This is a genomic window from Wolbachia endosymbiont of Dirofilaria (Dirofilaria) immitis (assembly GCF_013365455.1).
GTDB lineage: Bacteria > Pseudomonadota > Alphaproteobacteria > Rickettsiales > Anaplasmataceae > Wolbachia.
Map to the genome: position 1 here is coordinate 872,996 of NZ_CP046578.1, position 21,181 is coordinate 894,176.

19 protein-coding genes and 1 tRNA gene are annotated in these 21,181 nt (G+C 32.3%); 13 read left to right on the plus strand and 7 right to left on the minus strand.

Features of this window, described 5'->3' with window-relative positions:
• Positions 1-191 precede the first annotated feature (191 nt).
• The 4 genes from GOY12_RS03455 to GOY12_RS03470 all read left to right on the plus strand — a co-directional run bounded on the left by GOY12_RS03455 (position 192) and on the right by GOY12_RS03470 (position 4,245).
• Complete coding sequence (locus GOY12_RS03455; protein WP_175818645.1) at positions 192-467, plus strand: YggT family protein; 276 nt, start codon at positions 192-194, stop codon at positions 465-467.
• 4 nt (positions 468-471) lie between these two features.
• Positions 472-2,592 carry an FtsK/SpoIIIE family DNA translocase gene (locus GOY12_RS03460; protein WP_175818646.1) on the plus strand — a complete coding sequence of 707 codons (2,121 nt, stop codon included), beginning with the start codon at positions 472-474 and terminating at the stop codon, positions 2,590-2,592.
• A gap of 69 nt (positions 2,593-2,661) precedes the next feature.
• The gene (mraY, locus tag GOY12_RS03465) at positions 2,662-3,642 is read left to right on the plus strand and encodes a phospho-N-acetylmuramoyl-pentapeptide-transferase (protein WP_175818647.1); all 981 of its coding nucleotides are present in this window, start codon (positions 2,662-2,664) and stop codon (positions 3,640-3,642) included.
• A 6-nt stretch (positions 3,643-3,648) separates the two neighbouring features.
• Entirely contained in the window at positions 3,649-4,245 is a 597-nt protein-coding gene (locus GOY12_RS03470; protein ID WP_175818648.1) for a ribonuclease HII, read from the plus strand.
• A 12-nt stretch (positions 4,246-4,257) separates the two neighbouring features.
• Here the strand turns inward: GOY12_RS03470 and GOY12_RS03475 are convergent, their stop codons facing one another.
• The 4 genes from GOY12_RS03475 to GOY12_RS03490 all read right to left on the minus strand — a co-directional run bounded on the left by GOY12_RS03475 (position 4,258) and on the right by GOY12_RS03490 (position 7,115).
• Positions 4,258-4,926, minus strand: a complete 669-nt coding sequence (locus GOY12_RS03475) for a conjugal transfer protein TraJ (RefSeq protein WP_175818649.1) — start codon at positions 4,924-4,926, stop codon at positions 4,258-4,260.
• Between the two features lie 432 nt (positions 4,927-5,358).
• Complete coding sequence (locus tag GOY12_RS03480; RefSeq protein WP_175818650.1) at positions 5,359-5,538, minus strand: hypothetical protein; 180 nt, start codon at positions 5,536-5,538, stop codon at positions 5,359-5,361.
• A 140-nt stretch (positions 5,539-5,678) separates the two neighbouring features.
• Complete coding sequence (locus tag GOY12_RS03485) at positions 5,679-6,509, minus strand: DNA polymerase III subunit delta' (protein ID WP_175818651.1); 831 nt, start codon at positions 6,507-6,509, stop codon at positions 5,679-5,681.
• 21 nt (positions 6,510-6,530) lie between these two features.
• Positions 6,531-7,115 (minus strand): L-threonylcarbamoyladenylate synthase, encoded by a 585-nt coding sequence (locus GOY12_RS03490; protein WP_175818652.1) that lies wholly within the window; start codon positions 7,113-7,115, stop codon positions 6,531-6,533.
• A 161-nt stretch (positions 7,116-7,276) separates the two neighbouring features.
• On the opposite strand from GOY12_RS03490, the gene yajC reads away from it, so the two are divergent.
• The 8 genes from yajC (at position 7,277) to GOY12_RS03530 (ending at position 15,873) form a co-directional block, all read left to right on the plus strand.
• Complete coding sequence (yajC, locus tag GOY12_RS03495; RefSeq protein WP_175818653.1) at positions 7,277-7,693, plus strand: preprotein translocase subunit YajC; 417 nt, start codon at positions 7,277-7,279, stop codon at positions 7,691-7,693.
• Positions 7,694-7,738: 45 nt separating this feature from the next.
• On the plus strand, positions 7,739-9,559 hold the full coding sequence (gene glmS / locus GOY12_RS03500; protein WP_175818654.1) for a glutamine--fructose-6-phosphate transaminase (isomerizing): 1,821 nt from the start codon (positions 7,739-7,741) through the stop codon (positions 9,557-9,559).
• 233 nt (positions 9,560-9,792) lie between these two features.
• The gene (gene era, locus GOY12_RS03505; RefSeq protein WP_175818655.1) at positions 9,793-10,677 is read left to right on the plus strand and encodes a GTPase Era; all 885 of its coding nucleotides are present in this window, start codon (positions 9,793-9,795) and stop codon (positions 10,675-10,677) included.
• The gene (locus tag GOY12_RS03510) at positions 10,670-11,494 is read left to right on the plus strand and encodes a 3'-5' exonuclease (protein ID WP_175818725.1); all 825 of its coding nucleotides are present in this window, start codon (positions 10,670-10,672) and stop codon (positions 11,492-11,494) included. The genes era and GOY12_RS03510 overlap by 8 nt, the downstream gene beginning before the upstream one ends.
• Positions 11,495-12,318: 824 nt before the next feature.
• The gene (locus tag GOY12_RS03515; protein ID WP_175818656.1) at positions 12,319-13,245 is read left to right on the plus strand and encodes a ribose-phosphate diphosphokinase; all 927 of its coding nucleotides are present in this window, start codon (positions 12,319-12,321) and stop codon (positions 13,243-13,245) included.
• Positions 13,235-13,588, plus strand: coding sequence for an Asp-tRNA(Asn)/Glu-tRNA(Gln) amidotransferase subunit GatC (locus GOY12_RS03520; protein ID WP_175818657.1), 354 nt, complete (start codon positions 13,235-13,237; stop codon positions 13,586-13,588). The genes GOY12_RS03515 and GOY12_RS03520 overlap by 11 nt, the downstream gene beginning before the upstream one ends.
• 196 nt (positions 13,589-13,784) lie before the next feature.
• Positions 13,785-15,011 (plus strand): tRNA (N(6)-L-threonylcarbamoyladenosine(37)-C(2))-methylthiotransferase MtaB, encoded by a 1,227-nt coding sequence (mtaB, locus tag GOY12_RS03525; RefSeq protein ID WP_175818658.1) that lies wholly within the window; start codon positions 13,785-13,787, stop codon positions 15,009-15,011.
• 52 nt (positions 15,012-15,063) lie between these two features.
• On the plus strand, positions 15,064-15,873 hold the full coding sequence (locus GOY12_RS03530) for a P44/Msp2 family outer membrane protein (RefSeq protein ID WP_175818659.1): 810 nt from the start codon (positions 15,064-15,066) through the stop codon (positions 15,871-15,873).
• Between the two features lie 447 nt (positions 15,874-16,320).
• Here GOY12_RS03530 and GOY12_RS03535 read toward each other — a convergent pair whose 3' ends face one another.
• Both GOY12_RS03535 and GOY12_RS03540 read right to left on the minus strand, forming a co-directional pair.
• A complete protein-coding gene (locus GOY12_RS03535; protein ID WP_175818660.1) occupies positions 16,321-17,217 on the minus strand; it encodes a cation diffusion facilitator family transporter in 897 nt (298 codons plus the stop codon).
• 25 nt (positions 17,218-17,242) lie between these two features.
• Positions 17,243-17,315 (minus strand) — tRNA-Val (locus tag GOY12_RS03540).
• Between the two features lie 2,161 nt (positions 17,316-19,476).
• Here GOY12_RS03540 and GOY12_RS03545 point away from each other — a divergent pair.
• Complete coding sequence (locus tag GOY12_RS03545) at positions 19,477-19,659, plus strand: hypothetical protein (protein WP_175818661.1); 183 nt, start codon at positions 19,477-19,479, stop codon at positions 19,657-19,659.
• 200 nt (positions 19,660-19,859) lie between these two features.
• Here the strand turns inward: GOY12_RS03545 and GOY12_RS03550 are convergent, their stop codons facing one another.
• Positions 19,860-20,759 (minus strand): aspartate carbamoyltransferase catalytic subunit, encoded by a 900-nt coding sequence (locus tag GOY12_RS03550; protein ID WP_218938928.1) that lies wholly within the window; start codon positions 20,757-20,759, stop codon positions 19,860-19,862.
• Positions 20,760-21,181 lie beyond the last annotated feature (422 nt).

Below are 21,181 nucleotides of genomic sequence, written 5' to 3' on the forward strand. Positions count from 1 at the left end.
ATTCACATTCCACTTAAAGTAAAGTACTATCTGTCAAGGCTTACGGTAAGCTAGTAAACAAGAATTCTGTTGCCTACTAGTAAAACTCAAAGATGAAAGCAACTAAAACAAAATCTTGAATTTAGAAAGGGGATTGATTTAAAATCCATAAATATCTATCCTTATATGTAATTTCCATGTAATAGACGTGTATGCACCCAATTATATACTTACTTAATTTGCTACTCGATCTTTACAGCGTCACTCTAATATGTTGGGTCATCCTGGACTGGTTGATTAAGCTTAATGTAGTCAACATGTACAATGAAACCATAAGCAGTACAATGCAAACTCTAAGCCAACTCATTCACCCACCACTAAAGGTCATTAGAAGATACATACGGCCGTTCAATGGATTAGATTTATCTATAATGATATTGCTAATAACAATTCACTTTGTAAAATACACAATGAATTACTACTTTTAAGTAGATGATAAAAAAATGCCTGAAGTCAGTAGTATACCTATTGCTCCTAATGTACACATATATATCAGTTCTCAGCTACAACTATAAAGATTCATCCTTAAACACAGTTACAGATGAAAAAGTTACAAACTTAGGTGGAGTAGTGGGCTCATATTCAGCTGATATATTAGTTCAATTACTTGGATTAGCTAGTATTACAGTAATTACAACTGTAGTTTACTTTTTAACCTTCAAACCATCAAAAAGGCTACTAAAAATTCTTTACTTAACATTAATCAACCTAGGAATATGTGCTACATTAGCGCGACTCTCACTTAGTATCACTGCAAAATACATGCACAGTGGAATAGTGGGAAACGCTCTAATTAGCCATTGCCCATTTTACATATTTACAGTAGCAACGTCAATAGGCTTAATAGGATTAATTGGCTGGAAAAGAATGATTTACTTCCTGTTCTTCTTATATAAAAAAGTAGCCTATCCCCCTGCAAAGGTTTTATTTTTAAAGTTATATAAAATTACTAAATACTTAATTACACTATTAATAATAGAAGAAAAATACAGAACTCAAATTATCACTAAACAACAGCTAAAAAGAAGACAGAAAAAAGCCACCAAAAAGACCTTTATACCTTTCAGTGAATTTAAATTTCCAAGTATTCATTTACTTTCTAAAGCAGAGAAATCTTTACAGAGAAATCAGCTGAATAAAATAGAAAGTAACAAGAATTTATCTCTATTGAAACAGGTCCTTAATGACTTTGGCGTGCAAGGAAAAATTATCAACGTATGTTATGGACCAGTTATAACTTTATACAAACTTGAACCACAAGCTGGTACAAAATCTGCAAGAGTGGTTGGTCTTGCAGATGATATTGCACGTTCAATGAGTGCACTCTCTGCACGAATTTCAATAGTTCGTGGGCAAAATGCTATAGGAATAGAATTACCAAATAAGGAGCGAGAAATTGTGGTGCTACGTGACCTACTCGAATCGCCAGAGTACCAAAATGCAAACTTAAACCTTCCAATTGCACTCGGCAAAGAGATAAGCGGAAAACCAATTATTGTCGATTTAGCTAAAATGCCACACTTACTTGTTGCTGGAACCACAGGGTCAGGCAAATCAGTTACAATTAATACTATGATCCTTTCACTCATTTATCGATTAAGTCCTAATAAATGTAAGATGATAATGATTGATCCCAAAATGCTTGAACTTTCAATATATGATAAAATACCGCATCTAATAACACCAGTAGTAACAGAGCCAAAAAAAGCTGTGATTGCCCTTAAGTGGATAATAAAAGAAATGGAAAATCGCTATCGCATGATGTCATATCTAAGCGTACGTAATATAATAAACTATAACCAAAAAATTACAGAAGCGATAAATAGTGGAACAGAATTAGAGCATGTGGTGCAAATTGGCTTCAACTCAACGACAGGTAAGCCTCTGTTTGAAAAAATACCGATTAAAATGGAAACATTTCCGTACATTATAGTAATTGTAGATGAAATGGCAGACTTGATGCTTGTTGCTGGCAAGGATATAGAACACTCTATTCAACGTTTAGCTCAGATGGCTCGTGCTTCAGGAATACATATCATAATGGCAACACAACGTCCATCTGTAGATGTAATAACAGGTGTGATAAAAGCAAACTTTCCAACGAGAATCAGTTTCGCTGTCACTTCTAAAATAGATAGCCGTACAATACTTGGTGAACAAGGGGCTGAACAACTCCTCGGCATGGGCGATATGCTCTACATGGCCTCTGGTGGTAAGGTTATTCGAGTTCACGGCCCATTTGTAAGCGATGGTGAAGTACAAAACATAGTAAATCATCTAAAAGCACAAGGCGAGCCAAACTACATAAAGGAAATCATAAAAGATAAAAATTCTTCCACAGAATTGGATTATGACATAGACAATAAAGAGAATAATCTATACAAGCAAGCAGTGGAGATTATTCAGAAAGATCGAAAAGTCTCAACCAGTTACATTCAGAGACAGCTTAGAATAGGCTATAACAGAGCTGCCAATATTATTGAAAGAATGGAAAAAGAAGGTGTTGTTAGTGCTCCGAATTACTCAGGAAAAAGAGAAATATTAGTAGAATGATTTTAAAACCATCTACACCATAATACCTACAAGCAGGTAACACAATAATACCAAATTTAAATAAGATAAATGGGTTTACCTACAAAAATATTTTTCAGTTCGTTCATTTTCGGACTTATTCTTTACCCTTACTTTATAAAATTTCTAAAGAAAATCAACAAAGGTGGACAACCTATTAGGTTATGCGGTCCAGAAAGTCATTTAATCACAAAGAGAAACACTCCTACTATAGGTGGAACAATAATATTGATTTCTGCTTCATTACCAGTTCTACTCTGGACTCAGCTAACGCCAGAGACCCTATTGCTGGTATTTATAATTCTATTTTTTGCTCTGATTGGATTTATTGACGATTATTTAAAACTAAAAACACACGCCTATCAAGGTTTAAGAGCGAAAACTAGAATATTCATCCAACTTATAGTCGTCCTTGTTGTTCTATTTATATTTAGGCTACATTTTACTGAAGGTTCTACAAAAACGTTTTTATTTAGGGAAATAACAATCGATCTCGGCTATCTATATGTCCCATTCGCTGCATTTGTAATCGTTGGCTCTGCTAACGCTGTAAATCTCACAGACGGTCTTGATGGACTTGCTGCAACTCAATCTATCACTTCTTTTGTTTCTCTAGGATTAATTGCATACTTGACTCAAGCAGGAGTGAGCATTATTTTATTCTGTATTGCATTTATAGGAGCAATTTTAAGTTTCCTATGGTTCAATACCCATCCAGCAAAAATATTCATGGGTGACATCGGTAGCTTATCAACCGGTGCAGCTTTAGGATTAATTAGTGTTTTAGTCAAAAGAGAAATACTTTTCGCTGTTATCGGAGTAATCTTTATCATTGAAACTTTGTCTGTTATAATCCAGACATCATATTTTAAGTATACAAAGTCTAAGTATGGAAAGGGAAAAAAGATTTTTCTTATGGCACCAATACATCACCATTTCGAAATGAAGGGGTGGTTAGAAAATGAAATAGTTGTGAAATTTTGGATAATCGCTATTATTTGTTCAACCTTTACTATAGCTTTCTTGTTATAGAAACTTATGACATACCCGGACTTTACATTAGAAAATGAGTTACCAGGAGTAGTAGCAGGAGTGGACGAAGTTGGGAGAGGGCCGTTAGCTGGTCCAGTAATATCTGCAGCAGTAGTATTTACTGGGAAAAATACAATCATTAAAGGAATCAACGACTCAAAAAAATTGACTGCTAAAAGTAGGCAAGTTTTATATGAAAAAATAATATCTGTTGCAAAATTTGGCATAGGAATAGCAAGTGTAAAGGAAATAAATTCATACAATATTTTGCAAGCAACAAAACTTTCAATGCAGCGTGCGTTGATAGACTTAGGGTTAGAATTAGATTATGTGCTAGTTGACGGTAATCAAGCACCTAAAATAAAATGGCAAGTAAGGTCCATAGTACATGGTGATAGTTTGAGTATATCGATTGCAGCAGCCTCGATCATTGCAAAAGTTACAAGAGATCAGCTGATGCAAAAATTGCATAATCAACATCCAAAATACAATTGGTACAAAAATAAAGGATATGGAACAAAAGAGCACATAGAAGCCATAGATCTCTACGGTATTACAAAACATCATAGAAAAAGCTTTACGCACATTCTAAAACCACGATAAACTAACATGTATTCACCTGTATTTATAACCATCAACAATAAATTTAAACGGCATCATACCATCTAAAGCTGCTTTTATATTAGATAAAGTAAAGCTGATGTCAACAGTCTGTTTTTTCACTTTTTTATTTTGCTCAATTATAAAAAACACAGTAGCGTTTCCTGGAAAGGCTACTAAATCCTCAACTGATCGGTCAATAAATAATTTTGTCACATTTATATTAGTAATTTTTCTTTTAACAAAAGGTAAATCTCCAGCTTCATTATTCACTTTTTCTTGAAAACTTTGATAGATTCTATGTGTGGAATTGTTTTTCACAAAAATTTTTTGGCACTCTGACTCAACAATTTTATTCGATTCATATACCTTAATATACTTATTTATTAAGTATCTAGCTGTGGAAATGTATTCATCTTTTTTTTCATTTGAATTGAGCTTACGCATTACAGAAAACTCATCTTCTGTATGATTCGCATATCTAATAAAGTTTAAGTCTTTTTTAACAGGAAACAAAAGATATATATTCAGTAGTAATAGACATAAGCATACCAGAAGAAATGATACTATAACTACCATCCAAGATCTTTCTACTACACAAAACAGATATCTATGACAATACCATTCGACTGCTTTATTAAAATAACTCTTATTTTTTACTGACTCAAATAGTCTATTCTCCATCACAGAAGACCAAGTATAACTACTATAATAATAAATTTAAAAAAAACTGAAATCATGTCTAAACTTTTCAAAGTAGGATGAATAATTATATTATCTTATTCCAGCAACAAGGTAAAATTTATCGATTCTATAATATCTACCATTTTTGCATCAAAATTTTCAAAGACCACAGGCATTATCAACCTGTACTTTTTATACTAATTACAGTAACATAACTTATCTTAATAATCAAAATAACCAAATCCATCAGCAAGGATCATGCTTTTCTAACTAACCTATCTTCAGTTAATCAAAATAAATTAATCACACAATTTTGTAATCTAGGTTCAATAAGCTCTTCCATAGCAAAAACTTAGATGCATAATTAAGACATTCCTTTTAAGCTAACAATCTTGAGATAATGAAAACTTCAGGGGAGGAGGTCATCATTTTTTACAATATAGTCACATATAACGAACCACCACTGAGCACATAAGATAACGAACTTTCGAAAGATGGGTACAATGATTGCTTTATTAGGCTAAAACCAACCTTACAGATGCTACTTAACAACCATTTTTTCTTTTCTAAAGTTACTCCTTGATCCGTACCTATATTTTCAACTAAGTTCAATCCTTTCTACATATATCGACATAATTTTTTATTAAAACTTTATTAAGTGCTATATAAAAATTCATCTTCAGTCAAGCTATGGATTTCAAACACTAAATTAACAGAACTTTATCATAAGTTTAAGTTGAAAATACTACATTTTATAAAACTGGTATTATGATATTAACTGCATTAGCTAAAACATGCTTTCTATCTAAGTGTAGCTGCCTAGCAGCAATAAAAAGTTCATCCACTTTTTTCCACTGACTTAGCAGAACCTCAACATTACTTATTCCTCTTTTTATGCTTTCTAAAATGAAAGTTTGAATCATATATGACGCTAATTCTAGCTCAATTTTGCTATTAATCACTTTATGAATCACTTCAGGATTATCTAAATCATAAAGGAATTTATAAAAGCATCTATATATTTTATAAGTATCACTACTTATTATACTTATAATTATCCCCGGCGCCCCAGGAAATAAAGTAATAACTTCATTAAATGTTTGATCATCAAATTTACACTGAGATGAAACAATTTCCCTTGTTTCATTGTAGGTCAATGGCAGTAAATTTAGCTGAAGACATCTACACTTAATAGTAGTCTGTATATTGTATGGCTTATGACTAATTATAAATATTTTAGAATTTTTTGGCGGCTCCTCTAGTATTTTTAATATTGCGTTTCTAGCACTACTTGTCATTGCTTCTAAACTATCTATTATAGCAACTTTATATTCCGATTGAATAGGGCTTAAGTGCAGAAAATCTTTCATCTCTCTCACTCCTTCTACTCCTATTGTATCACCCTCAACAATGTACAAATCCAACGCTACTTCACTACAGTTTCTCACAAGAAACCAGTTAGAAAAAGACTTTGCAAGTGTTGCTTTTCCTATGCCTTTCTTACCACAGATTAGCCAAGATTGAATAGACAAGTTATTCATTAATTTCTTCTTAGCTTGATCATGCCCTATTACCTTTTTCATTCCCCTCCCATAAATTTCTGTTCAAAAGCATATCTTATTCACCATTTGAAGTGAAACTACACCCTCCCTTATAACCTTAATCTTATCCTGAGTTAAGTCTACAATAGTAGACTCCACACCGGAAACTAATTTATCATCTTCAGCTACTACTGATAAATGTTGTTTGATAGGTTTAGGTATATCGCTAGCTCTACACACACCTCGTTCCCCTGAAATATTTACACTAGTCGCAATTATTGGGGACTTCAGTTCATTTAATATTGAAATTGCAATAGGATGATCAGGAATTCTTATGCCTACAGTACCTCTAAAGAATTCATTTGGCAATATATTATTACTGTTGAGCTGTAAAATATAGGTAACTGGCCCAGGAGAAAAGTAATTTATTAAACTAATATACTTTTCCTCTAGCTTTGCTATTTTTGCCAAGCTATAAATATCATTAACAAATATAGATAGTGGTTTATTTCGAGAACGCTTCTTTACTTGGTATATTCTCTCTATAGCTCTGCCATCTAGTGCACTACAAGCAAGAGCATAAATCGTTTCTGTTGGAAAACAGACCAATAAGTTATCACGTATGGCACTTATTATTCTAGGTATCATATAGTTAAAACTTATATTCACAATAATTATTTTACATGAAGCGAATAATTCTACATAACCTTTACAATATCACTTTTCTCTACTAAACTTGACATGAAATAGTATATAGTTAATACTTAAGTAAGTTTGCTTAAATTTATCGTTAACAACTAAGGTTAAATATGTTCACTTCTAAAGCTATTGCAGCAGATACAACCAGTAATGCATCAAGTATTGGTTCATCTTTTGCTAACCTTACCCCACTAGTTTTAATAGTTGTAGTATTTTATTTCTTTATTATCCGCCCACACTATAAAAAATTAAAGGAACTCAGAAAGATGATAGACCAAGTAAAGCGCGGTGACATCGTTGTTACTTCTGGTGGAATAATAGGCGAAGTCAACAAGCTTGATGAAGCAAATGCACAGTTTGTAATAGAAATAGCACCAAAGGTTGAAATAAAAGTTTTAAAATCTGCTATATCTGAAGTTCTAAACAAAGAAGTTCAAAAAACAGTGGTCAAGCCAACCGAGAAAGGCAAAATCGAAAAGGAGGATAAAAAAAATAAAAGTCAGTTAGATAAAAGTAAAAAGTGGTAAAACAATAATAAAAGTAAAAATGCTCTATAACTCTAAAACTTGATTGTGTGTGGGATATTTGGTGTAGTAAGTAATGGTGGTTCGGTAGTACCAACTTTGCTTACTGGATTACGAAGATTGGAATATAGAGGGTACGATTCCTCAGGTATAGCAATTATAAATAACAAAGGTAAGATAGAAGTTAAAAAATCAGAAGGAAGAGTTGAGAGATTATGTGATGTTGTTAACAATAGCAAAATATCTAGCAGTACAGTTGGCATAGCGCATACTCGCTGGGCTACACACGGGGTTCCAAGCCTCAAAAATGCTCATCCTATCTATATAAATAATGTTGTTGTTGCCCATAACGGCATAATCGAGAATTATAATTTGCTAAAAAAGAGCTTAGAAAAAAGGGGAATAAAGTTTCACACTGATACTGATACGGAAATTATACCAAATATGTTAACTATGTACCTTAATGAAGGGCTTTCGCCTATTGATTCTCTATCTAAGTGCCTAAGCAATTTGCATGGCCCGTTCGCTTTAGTCTTATTATTTGCAGAATGCCCAGATGCTTTGTTTGTTGCAAAAAGGAATCTACCTTTGATGATAGGATACAATCATAATACTTTACTTGCTACGTCTGATTTCAATACTTTAGGTACACTAGTAAAAAAAATATCTCACTTAGAAGATGGTGACATTGCAGTGATAAAATCAAGTGGAGCTGTTATATATAATAACGGCGTACGGGTTGAACGCAACATAGAAAGTAACAGTCCTAACAATTTTTCCATTAGCAAAAATGGTTACCATAGCTTCATGTTAAAAGAGATTTTTGAACAACCTTGTACATTAAATAAAACAATAAATCAATTTTATAAAAAGTATACAGAGGTGATATCTACTAATAAAAAACTACTTTCTAAGATTAACCATATTACTATAGTCGGATGTGGGTCATCTTATTTTGCTGGACTAATAGCAAAATATTGGCTGGAAAGTATTGCCCAAATTCGAGTATATTTGGAAATTTCATCAGAGTTCAGGTACAGCAATATAAGATTAGAAGAAGGAAGCTTTGGATTATTTATATCTCAATCTGGTGAAACTGCAGATACCGTAGAAGCTCTACGCTACGGAAAATCACAGAAGCAAATAATCATTAGCATAACTAATACATTGAACAGCAGCATTGAAAAAATTTCGGACATTGTATTACATACTCTTGCTGGACCAGAAATTGGTGTTGCCTCAACAAAAACCTTTTCTGCACAACTTGCAATTTTAGCATGCTTTGCTTTAGAGCTTGCAAAAATAAAAGGTACATTGAGCAAAAAAAGAATAAAGCAGTTAAGCGATGCTATTAATTCCATCCCCGAATATGTTGAATATGTTTTAAATGCGGTAAAGGTACAATCCATATCAGGCAATATACTAGAGCACAGCAACATTATTCTAATTGGCAGGGGAAGCTCATACGGAGTTGCAATGGAAGGTGCATTAAAAATAAAAGAGCTTTCATACATTAATACCACTGGTATCGCGGCAGGAGAGATGAAACACGGTTCGATTGCTTTAATAGACTCATCCGTGCTCGTTATAGCAATCATTCCATACGACAATTTATTTTTTAAAACATTATCTAACATACAAGAAATCACTGCAAGAAAAGGCAAAGTGATTGCCTTCAGTGACAAGCAAGGAGCGTCATTCTTAAGAGAAGCTTGTACAGATATAGTACAACTCCCAGGTACTGATAGTTTTATCGCTCCAGTAACCTACAGCATAGCCATGCAATTTCTTGCTTACTCTACTGCAGTAAAAAAAGGATTAGATGCTGATTATCCAAGAAATTTAGCAAAGTCTATTACTGTCGAATAATCTATTCAGCGTTAGTTATAACAACACTTTTATATCCACCAAAAATATTTTACAACAAAGCAAATTTCCCTGAAAATACTTTCAAATAGGTTACAAGACTTCAATAAGTAGAGGATTAATACTGTTTAGATCAGTTAGTGAACTACATTAATTCTAGAGAGTTAATTATTCATAGGAAATTCGCACTGCTATGTACTTGACACTAAACTTCAGTTTTCTCTACAATCTGCTTCGTGAAAGAACAAAAATGCTTATTTGTTACTATAGCAGGGTTACCAAATGCTGGAAAGTCTACATTAATTAACAGCATTGTAGGGAAAAAGATCGCAATTGTTACTCCAAAAGCACAAACAACCAGAACACAAACAAAGGGTATTACAATACGTAATAAAACGCAAATTATCTTTACTGACTCTCCTGGAATCTTTTCAGCAGGAACAAAACTTGAAAAAGCTATAGTTAGATCTGCATGGTCAGCAATCAAGGGTGACGATATTACTCTGTTGCTCGTTGATATAAGCAATTATCTTAAAAGCATAGAAAGAATCAAAATCATATTTGCACGGTTGCAGCATACAAAAATAAGATGCATTTTGGTTATTAACAAAGTTGATCTAGTAAACAAGCCCAAGGTAAAGATGGCCTACAGATATTTGAGTTTGCTCTATAGATTTGAAAAGATTTTCATAATATCAGCACTAAAAAGCAATGGACTCCCTGATTTGATAAATTACTTATCTGAAGTTGCTCCAGTGAGTCCTTGGTTTTATAGAGAAGATCAAATAACTGATTCTTCTACAAGTTTTTTATCAGCAGAAACCACAAGAGAAAAATTATCCCTAAACTTACGTGAGGAACTACCATATTCTACAGCTGTTATAACTGAACAATTTCAGGAAAAAAAAGACAAAAGTCTAGTCATAAAACAGGTCATATTCGTGCTAAAAGATAGCCATAAGAAAATAGTGTTAGGGAAGAATGGCAGTTGTATTAAAAAAATCAGCATTGAAGCACGTTCTGAACTAGAGAAATTGTTTGAGCGTAAAGTCCACCTATTTTTGTTTGTGAAAGTACGATCCTGGACTGATTGCCCTGAGGAGTATATAAATGATGCTTAATTCCTTAATGGTGTTTGATGTTGAAACTATACCAGACATAAATTCCTGCAAGAATCTACTTAATATCAGTGATAACAGCAGCATGGAAGAGAAAAGAGATGCATTGACAAAGTACCATCTCAAAATAACAAACGGACAAAACCCTTTTCTTCGCCAGCCTCTTCATTATATCATAGTTATCAGTTTTTTATCCTGCAGCATAAGCTACAGGAATGGCCACGAGATATTCACGCTACAAGAAATTAGGTCTGGAGGCACAATAAATTCCAGTGAAAAGGAATTAGTAAAGGGATTTTTCAATTACATGTCAGAGAAAAGACCGAGATTAGTTTCATTTAACGGGCGTACTTTTGATATGCCAGTGTTAAAATATCGTGCTATGGTCCATGGCATTCAAGCAGAATATTTTTATAAAGCCGGCAATAAGTGGAACAGCTACAATCAAAAGTATAGTAGTGATTGGCACTGTGATTTACTTGAATCCCTCTCTGACTTTGGAGCTTCCGCAAGAGTAAAAATGAATGAAGTTTGTGCAGCACTTAATCTCCCTGGTAAAACTGGAGTTGATGGGTCACAAGTTATAGATTTATATGACAGTGGCAAGATACAAGAAATTCGAAATTATTGTGAAACAGATGTAGTTAATACTTATTTAATTTATCTAAGGTTTATGCACCATCAAGGAAGAATCACCACCGAAGGTTATAACAGAAATATAAAAGAGCTACTCTTAGAATGTGAGAAAAAGACACACCTAGAAAAATTCAAAGAAGAATGGGGAACGACCTGCGATGGAAAGTTTTATATTGAATTCTAAAGGTAATCAGTGAATTTAAGTCATATGCCATTTTGCTTAGCTTTACTCTATGTATAAAAATCATAACTACACAAACACTGCGATTTGAGTCTATCAAGGTGGGTATAGTCCAAAGCACTAACACTTGTTTTTTCACAGCTGGTTTAATAAAAATAGCACACACTGTAAGTGTGCTGTTTCAGCGCATGATGCTAGAACTTTATGTCACTTCATTGTATATGTCTCCAAGTAATTCCTCTATCTAGGCACTAAGACCCAAAAACTCAATTTCAACTAAGCGGCTGCATAATAAATTAGATTTAAGCATTACGTGCCGTAATAACAACATCTATTGTAAAAGCAAATGTTCATTCATAATTGTAATTAATTATAAACACTCGAGAAATTTACTAAGTAGAAAAAAAGGCAAAAGAAATCCTAACTAACATCTATTTGAGTATTGACGTCCTTTAAAAACTTAAACGCTGCAATTAACAACTTCCAAGTTAAAGCAGACCTTACAAATAAGGTAAGGGAAACCTCAGCAGATAGCTGCCCACTTGCAAACTGACGTTTTGTATTATCTTAAATAATTTATAAATACATTTAAACCTGCATAAGCAAAAAAAACAGGCTTGATAAAGATATATGGTGCACATAGTGCAAAAAAATTATACATAAGATACCAACTATATAATAATCTCTTCACTAATTCTGCACAGATTAAAAATAATTTGAATACCTTCATTATCAGTGGGGGGGAATTTGTCAATTAGCTTTTGTACTTAATCCGTATTTCTATTATCTTATAATTTCTGTATAATTTCAAGTTCAGTTAGCAGGTTATGAAGATAATAATAGGCAGCGCTAGTAAAGAATTAGGAAAATTAATAGTTAATAAGCTAAATATCCAACCATCCCTTGCTCAGGTATCAAGGTTTGCTGATGATGAAATGAGTATATATGTAGAAGATGATATCTATAATCAAGAAGTATACATAATACAGTCAATTTCTTTCCCTGCAAATGACAACCTTATGGAGCTTCTGCTCACAATTGATACAGCAAAGAGATTAGGGGCTAAAAGAATAATAACAATTATCCCTTATTATGGATACAGCAGGCAAGATAGGGTTACGAAAAATAATAATACGCAATCTGCTTTAGGTGCCAAATTAGTCGCAAATCTTATCCAGGTTGCAGGTGCAAGTAGTGTTGCAGTTATCGATTTACATTCAAATCAAATCGAAGGTTTTTTTGATATACCAGTAACTAATTTAAGCTGCTTTGAAGTATTTGCTAAATCTATACACACAGAAAATTTAGCAATAGTTGCACCTGACGTTGGAGCAATCGGTAGAGCACGTGCTTTTGCAAAGACTTTAGAGAAAGAGCACAAGATAAAATTAAGCGATAAGATTATTATAGTAGATAAATATAGAGAAAAAGCAGGCACATCTCAGATAATGAATATAGTAGGGAAAGTGACAAGTAAGAATTGCATTATCATTGACGACATAGTTGATTCTGGTGGAACATTATGTAATGCAGCTTCTGTTTTAAAAAGTCAAGGAGCAAGGTCTGTAATTTCATGCGTAACACATAGTGTGCTTTCAGGAAACGCAGTTGAAAAAATCTCTTTCTCTTCTCTAGACAAACTAGTAACTACAGATACCATACTTCACAAACTCGAAAAAATCAGCAAAATAGAAATCATTTCAATCGCAAATATTTTAACTCGTTTTATCCAAGGAGATAAAGATGCCAATTAAGTCAACAAAAGACGTAATCACTTCACTAATAGAATTTGTAAATAAGAGAAAAGTAACAATTACCAAAGAAGAAACGCTTAAAATTGCACAACTTGTAAGAATTAAATTATCAAACGATGAAGCTGAGCACTACTCCAAGGAATTAACAATGTTAGATTGGATACATGATACTTTATTGCAAGTTAACACTGAAGGTGTTTCTCCTGTACGTTACGGTGCTATAGATAAGGATATTCACATACATGATGACGTTGTTAATTCTCAAAGTACTAAAGAAGAAATACTATCCAATACAAAGTCTGAACATGGATATTTTGTAGTGCCAAAGGTTATAAACGATTAAAATAAGGCTATCTATCAAGCCTTTTCAGGAAAAATATTCAAAAAATCAATACAGCTTTGAACATAAGCTTATCTACATCTAGAAGTACAATTCAGTCAACAAAAACATAAAGTTATTTACTATAACCAATGGATTCAATGACTTTACTTGAATATTTGATATAATAATAAAATTATAAAGTCTATTGAAGTCTAGTATGAACGAAGTAGTAACGTTTGGTTGTCGTCTAAATTTTTATGAAAGTGAATTAATCAAAGAAGCATTAAGAAAAGCAAAGAGAGAAAATGTTGTTGTAGTACATAGCTGTGCAGTAACAAATGAAGCGGAACGTCAAGTGAAACAAAAAATACGCAAGATCCATAAAAATAATCCAACTAAAGAAATTATTGTAGTTGGCTGCGCCGTTCAATTAGACCCTGAATCGTATAGCAACATCCCTGGTGTAAGCAAAGTATTAAACAATCAAGATAAGCTAAAAGCTACAAATTACTTGCTAAGTAATGATAAGATATTAGTTAATGGTAACCAAGCAAGTGCTCTTCTAATTAAGAAATTTAAAGACAAGTCAAGAGCATTTATTAAAATTCAAAATGGCTGCAATCATAACTGTACATTTTGTTCAATCACTCAAGCAAGAGGAAATAACCGATCCGTGCCAATAAGCAGTATTATTAAGCAAATTAAGATTTTCGTAGCAAATGGTTACCAGGAAGTAGTGCTTACAGGAGTTGATATTACTGATTTTGGCACAGACCTATTTGGTAAACCTTCACTTGGTTTAATGATCAGAAGAGTTTTAAGAAATATCCCAGAATTAAAGAGGCTTAGGCTTTCTTCTATTGATATTGCTGAAGTTGACGATGAATTAATGGACTTAATAGTCAATGAACCAAAATTTACACCACATTTGCACTTAAGTCTACAATCTGGTAATAATTTAATCTTAAAAAGAATGAAACGTCGTCATAGCAGAGAACAAGTTATAGAATTTTGCCATAAGGTAAAAAGCTTAAGGTCTGATATTGCATTTGGTGCTGATATTATTGCTGGATTTCCAACAGAAACCGATAAAATGTTTCAGGACACAGTGAATCTCTTAAAGGAAGTTAACATAGTTTACTTACATGCTTTTCCATACTCAAAGCGAAAGAATACACCTGCAGCACGAATGCCACAAGTACCTGAAAATGTACGTAAAGAACGAATAAAGAACTTGATAAAAATGAATAAAGAAATGATGAGTAGCTTTTATCAATCTTTGATAGGTACTAATCAAAGTGTTCTAGTTGAACAAAACAATATTGGCAGAGCAGAAAATTTTGCACTAGTAAAGCTTTCATCAAAGGTTCAGACCAAAAGCATTGTGAAAGCTAATATTATAGGAATGGAAAGAGATTATTTAATTGGAAGTGTTTTTTCTTAATTCTTTAATAGAAAAGAGATGTATAGTAATGTTATGAGTTGTAAGTTTATTCATGATTAGAAAATCTGTTGTTTTTAATGTATTACTAATTTTACATATCAGTTTTCTTTCTGCTCAAGCTAATGAAAGCTATTCAGAAAATGAACATCTCATAGAAAATTTAATACCCATAGAAAAATCTATATGCCATGAACCTAAAAAATATAATGAAAAAGATACTCCATTAGTTAAAGACAGAAAACTTGATTTTTATGTCAGCGCTAATAGCGGTAAGATATACTCTGATAATTCAAAGCCATTTGTAAACGGAATAAAAGCAATTGGAGAGAGAGTTTTCACTTTAGTCAAAAGTCGTTATGACGCTATAATAAAAAATATAGTTACAGACAAAATTGAAAGCGTAAAAAAATTTAATGGTGAAATTAACTTTCAGTGGTTTCACAGCATATCTTTAGGTTATTATGCTGGAAAAAACGGCCGAGTTGATTTTGAAGTTGCATACTCTAAAGTTGATATTAAAAATGGTAATCCTTCTCCAGTATTTGATAGATCAGCTAGTATATTTGCATTTTTGTCAAATGTTTATTATAACCCTAGTATTCAAGGTATACAAACTGCCCCATATATTGGTCTTGGTATAGGGCCAGCAGTTTTCAGGTTAAGAAAGATTAATCGACCACCACAAAATCCAATGCCACTGAATGTTCCTTGGTTTGCTTATCAAGTGAAACTTGGTATCAATTACTCAATAATTCCAGAAATTAAATCTTTCCTTGGTTACCGCTACTTTAGTATTCCAATACCTATTGTAGATGGCATATCAACTCATAGCATTGAGGCTGGTTTGATATTCAATTTCTAGTAACCGTCTAATATATACACATTTTTTATCTTTATCTTTTTTAATCTAATAAATTAAACAGCAGCACAATATTTGCTTTTAAAAAGATAACATTTTCAATGCAATATAGCCTTAAAAGCTCATTTATCTTCTCTACGCTCTACAAGTCCACTGCTTTTAATTTTAACGTAGAGTTCGTTCATCCCTCTAACTTCAAACAATTAGAATATTGCTACTCAATAAAGCATATAGTATAGAACCACTCTAATAGATCCTTATAAAAATATTATAAATGAGTACAACTTTGTTTCCATCTGACAGAACTATAAAAAAAAAGCTTTACTAAGCTTTTAGTCCAATGTTAACTCGACTATTGATTCTATTTTCAGTATTTAGAAAATACCACTCTTGAGAAACTATGTAAATCTCTTTTGCTCTAAGTTCCATAGCTAGCACCAACACATTAAACTATATCTTCAATATCTTATCATCAGCACACTCATCGTATTCAATCTCAACTGTGGAATGTGCAATTTCAAACTCACTTAATAGTATTTTTTTTATTTCATACAAAATATCAGTGTGTTGTGCATCTTGCCTTACTTTAGCATGCATGGTAATTATAAAATAATTGTCAGACAGCGACCATGCATGTATGTGATGTACATCAATAACTTCAGGTAGCTTAGATACAATCTCACTCTTTATCCCTTCAGCAGACACCCCTTCAGGTGTGCCTTCAAGGAGAACATGACAAGAACTTTTAAGAATTTTATAGCCACTGTTGAGAATTACTATGCTGACAAACACCGACAAAATAGGATCTACTACCTGCCATCCAGTTAGCATAATAACCATAGATGCAAATATAGCAGCTATAGAACCTAAAATATCTCCTATAACATGCAACACGGCACTTTTTATATTTATATTACTTTCACATTTACTATGCAATATAAAGAAAACTATAATATTAGCAATCAGCCCAAGCGTAGCAACAATTAACATTATTCCCCACTCAATATTAACTGGAAAAATAAATCTCTTTATTGACTCAATAATAATGATCACTGAAATGAAAAATAAAGTTAAACCATTGACAAATGCCGCAATTATTTGCAACCTGTGATATCCATATGATCTCTGCAGATCAGATTTCTTAGTTGAAAATTTGTGTGCTATCCAACTCAAAACTAGAGCAAAAAGGTCAATAAGCATATGCCCTGCATCTGATAATAGAGCAAGTGAATGTGAAATTATTCCACCTATTACCTCCATAAACATCGTTATTGCGACTATTATTATGGAATGAATTAAACGCCTGGACTCTGCTATTGAATGTTTACCGTTGTGCACTGCTATCATATAAAACCATTTTCATGGGCAAAAGTGGGCAACACTGGACTCGAACCAGTGACCTTTTGCACGTCAAGCAAATGCTCTACCAACTGAGCTAGTTACCCATTGTAACTTTAATATAATGCTTCAGCAGAATGAAAGTCAATTTGCTTTTAAAGCATTGTCCTATCACTCCACCTGACATGATCCAGAAATCTAACTGTATAGAATTTTAGCTATACTCTATGATTTTACATACTGAGTTAATTACTCATATCCTTTTGCTAAAATGGAAATTTACTATTTTTTAAGAAAATTACACCAAGGTTAAAACATATATCCAAAAATTAAGCATGAAATAAAGAGCAAAATGTCTAACTATGCACCAAAACAAAATAATAGAACTAGAGTTATAAGAGATAAATTACAAACAACAGGTAAAGCCAGAACAAACAACTATCAACCTGTTAAAAATACAAAGATCATAAACAACCATGCTTTTACAAACCAATCTGTAAAAACAAGCTCACGGTGCTTTTTTTAGCAAAGCAGTTTTGAATTAACTATACAAGAAACATCTCCAAGAAGATAACTCTTTAAAAAACCTTCACTATTAAGTAATAATAAACAAATTTTGCAGAGAAAAGGGTATTTTTGCTTACAATAAATAAGTTATCTATTCTTGTGCCAAAGACGACATAAAATGTTATATAAATTACGAAACAAACTCAGTAAGGACCATAATCATAAATATATGCCAATAAGTCAATATTATAGCTTCATATATAGGAAACTTATTATGTCGCATACTCTCAGAGCTTGAAAAAGGTCAAACTAAAAACAGATAAGAAAAATTCTGAACAAATATTAATAGAAAAGAAATTAGAAAATTATTAGGAGAAGCTCCCCAAAGAAGGATGAAAGAGTGGCTTAATGATCCAGCAAAAATAAAAAATATCCAAATGTGGAATACAATGTATTATACGAAAAAATTTCCGAAAAACTTGTATATACTAGTATAAGTATTGGCCAAATTAAAAGAATCTATAATAAATATGGAATAATATCTCCAACAGAAAGTAAATTCAGAGAGATGAGAAAAGCTCAGAAAAAATAAGATCTAACAAGTATCACAAACAAAAACAGAGTCAACAACATTTCAGGGTAGAACAAATCTAAAAGTTACCGAAGATACGAAGATAATACTGACAGCAAGTTTAATCAGAACATTGACTTATTCCAGAACAAAAGTTTTTAAAGATCTTACTAATCAGAATAACGACGACATTATCAATAACGAAGGTCTTCTCAAAGTGCTGGAAGATATTGTAAAAGCTTTCAACAAAATCTTTAGAATAAAAAAGACAATAATCACATTTTTAGCACACGGAAACGTGCTAACTTTTTAGACTGCTCTTATTTGAGGATAAGAAAAGCTACCAAAAGTATTTAAGTAGCAGTCATATATACATACTCTTATGCTGAAAACGCTAGAAACAGTAGTGATTTACTTATAATTATAGTCATCAAGTATAAATTTGTCCATGCATTAATATTCTATTTAACCTCTAAGTTAGACCTTGGCAAAGTTTTGATGAAAAGTTTAGCAGAATATGTTGCACAATTAACAGAAGAGGAAAAACTTGTTGATTTTGCAAAATTAGCCAGTGATGAATACAAGAGCATTATTCTAGAATAAACAATCAAAAAAGCTATTGATCCTTCCCAAGGAGGGCAGTAGTCACTGCATATATTAAGAAACTTATCCAAATTTTATTGATAATTTTCTTTACACGGCAACAGGAGATAGGAAAACTCTAATGTTTTTTATTCCAAAAATAATGATGCAAAAGGCCTACCAAAGCAAAGTAAAAAATCCAAAGAAGAGAAGGGTTTTCTATAATCAAGTAAAACTGCTCAAGCGCTGAAGATAAGACTGAAATTTGTGGTCTACTAATTTATTTTATGACTCAAAACCACCTAAAAAATCGGCAATATTTAAATAAAATAAAGAGTAAAAACAAATAGCATTGAAAGAAACAATCCTAAAAATAGAAAAGAGCTCTGATTAAGTTCAAGAAGAAAGCATAAGGCAAATGTTATTATAGATTATAACAGCACAAGAAACTCGTATAATAAAGCTGAGGGAGCTGAGAAGCAATCTATATGAAAATTTTGACATAAGCTGCATCATCAATTATAAGATTGCTACTTTGATAGAAAGGTAAAACTTTACTTTGAAAATGGAAAATTTGCAATTTACGATGGGATGTAAGGAAGCTTATAGTGTGTTTACATGAAGATCAAGCATTTATCAAAATAATAAAGGATAGTGACAATTATAGCTTGTCTATAAAAAATGATAAAGTAACAAGCAGTATTAGCAAAATAGGTAATCCAAATCGCGAATTGTTATCAGACTCTAGCCATCTTGACTCAGAAGAAAATAATATTATGTTATCAAGTTAATATCAAGAATTGAACTCCCACCTAGAAAATAGCTTAATGAAAATATTTGATTGTACAGTTGGTCTAATCTATTATGAACACACAATTTAATTTAAACAAACACATAAAGAGTTGCTACATCCAAGCAACAACTCCTCATGTGTGGAAGTTGTTATACTAAACCAAGTATAAGCTTTATAGAATTACATATTTTTTTAGTATTAGCAAGGACTATAATAATGCAACACTGCCTTACGTATTGCTAACCCAAACTCTATTTGTTTTAAAATAACACAATCTGCTATATCATCACTAATTTCAACACCTCTATTTATTGGCCCAGGATGCATAACAATCACATCCGGTTTTGCATACAATAACTTCTGTGAATCAAGCCCATACAAATGAAAGTATTCTCTCTCTGAAGAAATAAAATAACCATTATTCATACGCTCCCTCTGCAACCTCAAAAGCATAATTACATCAGCGTCTTTTATACCTTCAATCAATGAATAATGAACTGAATCTACTTCAGTAAAATATCTATAAATCAAAGTTGGTGGTGCAATCAAACATATTTTCACTCCAAACATTCTCAGTAATCTTATGTTTGATCTTGCAACTCTACTGTGTAAAACATCCCCACATATTACAATTTTGAGATTTTTCATTTGATCTTTATAACTGCTGATGACAAAAAAGTCAGTAAGGGCTTGAGTTGGATGCTCATTACTCCCATTGCCTGCATTAATCAGTGAACAATTAACACACTGAGCTAGCACATTAATAATACCACTACTTTTTTGCCTGATTATTATATAATCAGGATTCATTGCATTCAATGTTTTCACCATATCTTTTAAATCTTCTCCCTTATTAATAGAAGAAGCCTTTATCGGCAAAGTTATAACATTTGCTCCAAGACTTTTTGCTGCTATTTCAAAGGATACAAGTGTACGTGTTGAATCTTCAAAAAATAAATTTATTACTGTTTTATTTTTTAAAACATGACACCCTGCAGCTTTATTTCCTAGGTATTGACTAGCCAACTTAATTATATTTCCTACATCATTAATTGCAAGATCTTGTACGCTCAGCAAGTTCTTTCTGTGACCTACCACTATAGAGCTCCTCCTTAAGACATAACTGCAATTGAATCTATTTTACTCTCTTATTATCCTATTTTCAATAAATCCATCCATAAAAATGGTAGTTTAATTCATAATTATCACACTAAAACAAGAACTGGCATCAACTGATAATTAGCATTTTAATTTTACTATGGTTATCTATATCAATAACAAAAGTGAGGCTGAAAAATGGCTACTTGAAATAAAAAAAGACAGTAAAGTCAGCTTGATGGGTAAAATCTAAGATCAAGTGCTGTGGAGAACGGAGCCCATGGTTATTGCTTACCTGATTGTCAGAAAGGCTCTCATCTTAAGCTGATTTTTTTACAAGAGAATCAACATTACTATAATTGGCTCTTCTAACTAGGGAAAACTGATTAGTGGCATACCGCTATAGTCATTATGGCTATCAG

What these genes read in the sequence shown, in the direction of transcription:
- GOY12_RS03535 (WP_175818660.1), bottom strand. Translation starts at nt 17,217, where the DNA reads ATGATAGCAGTGCACAACGGTAAACATTCAATAGCAGAGTCCAGGCGT.
- GOY12_RS03520 (WP_175818657.1), top strand. Translation starts at nt 13,235, where the DNA reads ATGCCAATTAAGTCAACAAAAGACGTAATCACTTCACTAATAGAATTT.
- yajC (WP_175818653.1), top strand. Translation starts at nt 7,277, where the DNA reads ATGTTCACTTCTAAAGCTATTGCAGCAGATACAACCAGTAATGCATCA.
- mtaB (WP_175818658.1), top strand. Translation starts at nt 13,785, where the DNA reads ATGAACGAAGTAGTAACGTTTGGTTGTCGTCTAAATTTTTATGAAAGT.
- GOY12_RS03530 (WP_175818659.1), top strand. Translation starts at nt 15,064, where the DNA reads ATGATTAGAAAATCTGTTGTTTTTAATGTATTACTAATTTTACATATC.
- GOY12_RS03490 (WP_175818652.1), bottom strand. Translation starts at nt 7,115, where the DNA reads ATGATACCTAGAATAATAAGTGCCATACGTGATAACTTATTGGTCTGT.
- mraY (WP_175818647.1), top strand. Translation starts at nt 2,662, where the DNA reads ATGGGTTTACCTACAAAAATATTTTTCAGTTCGTTCATTTTCGGACTT.
- GOY12_RS03475 (WP_175818649.1), bottom strand. Translation starts at nt 4,926, where the DNA reads ATGGAGAATAGACTATTTGAGTCAGTAAAAAATAAGAGTTATTTTAAT.
- GOY12_RS03470 (WP_175818648.1), top strand. Translation starts at nt 3,649, where the DNA reads ATGACATACCCGGACTTTACATTAGAAAATGAGTTACCAGGAGTAGTA.
- GOY12_RS03515 (WP_175818656.1), top strand. Translation starts at nt 12,319, where the DNA reads ATGAAGATAATAATAGGCAGCGCTAGTAAAGAATTAGGAAAATTAATA.
- GOY12_RS03455 (WP_175818645.1), top strand. Translation starts at nt 192, where the DNA reads ATGCACCCAATTATATACTTACTTAATTTGCTACTCGATCTTTACAGC.
- GOY12_RS03510 (WP_175818725.1), top strand. Translation starts at nt 10,670, where the DNA reads ATGCTTAATTCCTTAATGGTGTTTGATGTTGAAACTATACCAGACATA.
- GOY12_RS03485 (WP_175818651.1), bottom strand. Translation starts at nt 6,509, where the DNA reads ATGAAAAAGGTAATAGGGCATGATCAAGCTAAGAAGAAATTAATGAAT.
- GOY12_RS03460 (WP_175818646.1), top strand. Translation starts at nt 472, where the DNA reads ATGATAAAAAAATGCCTGAAGTCAGTAGTATACCTATTGCTCCTAATG.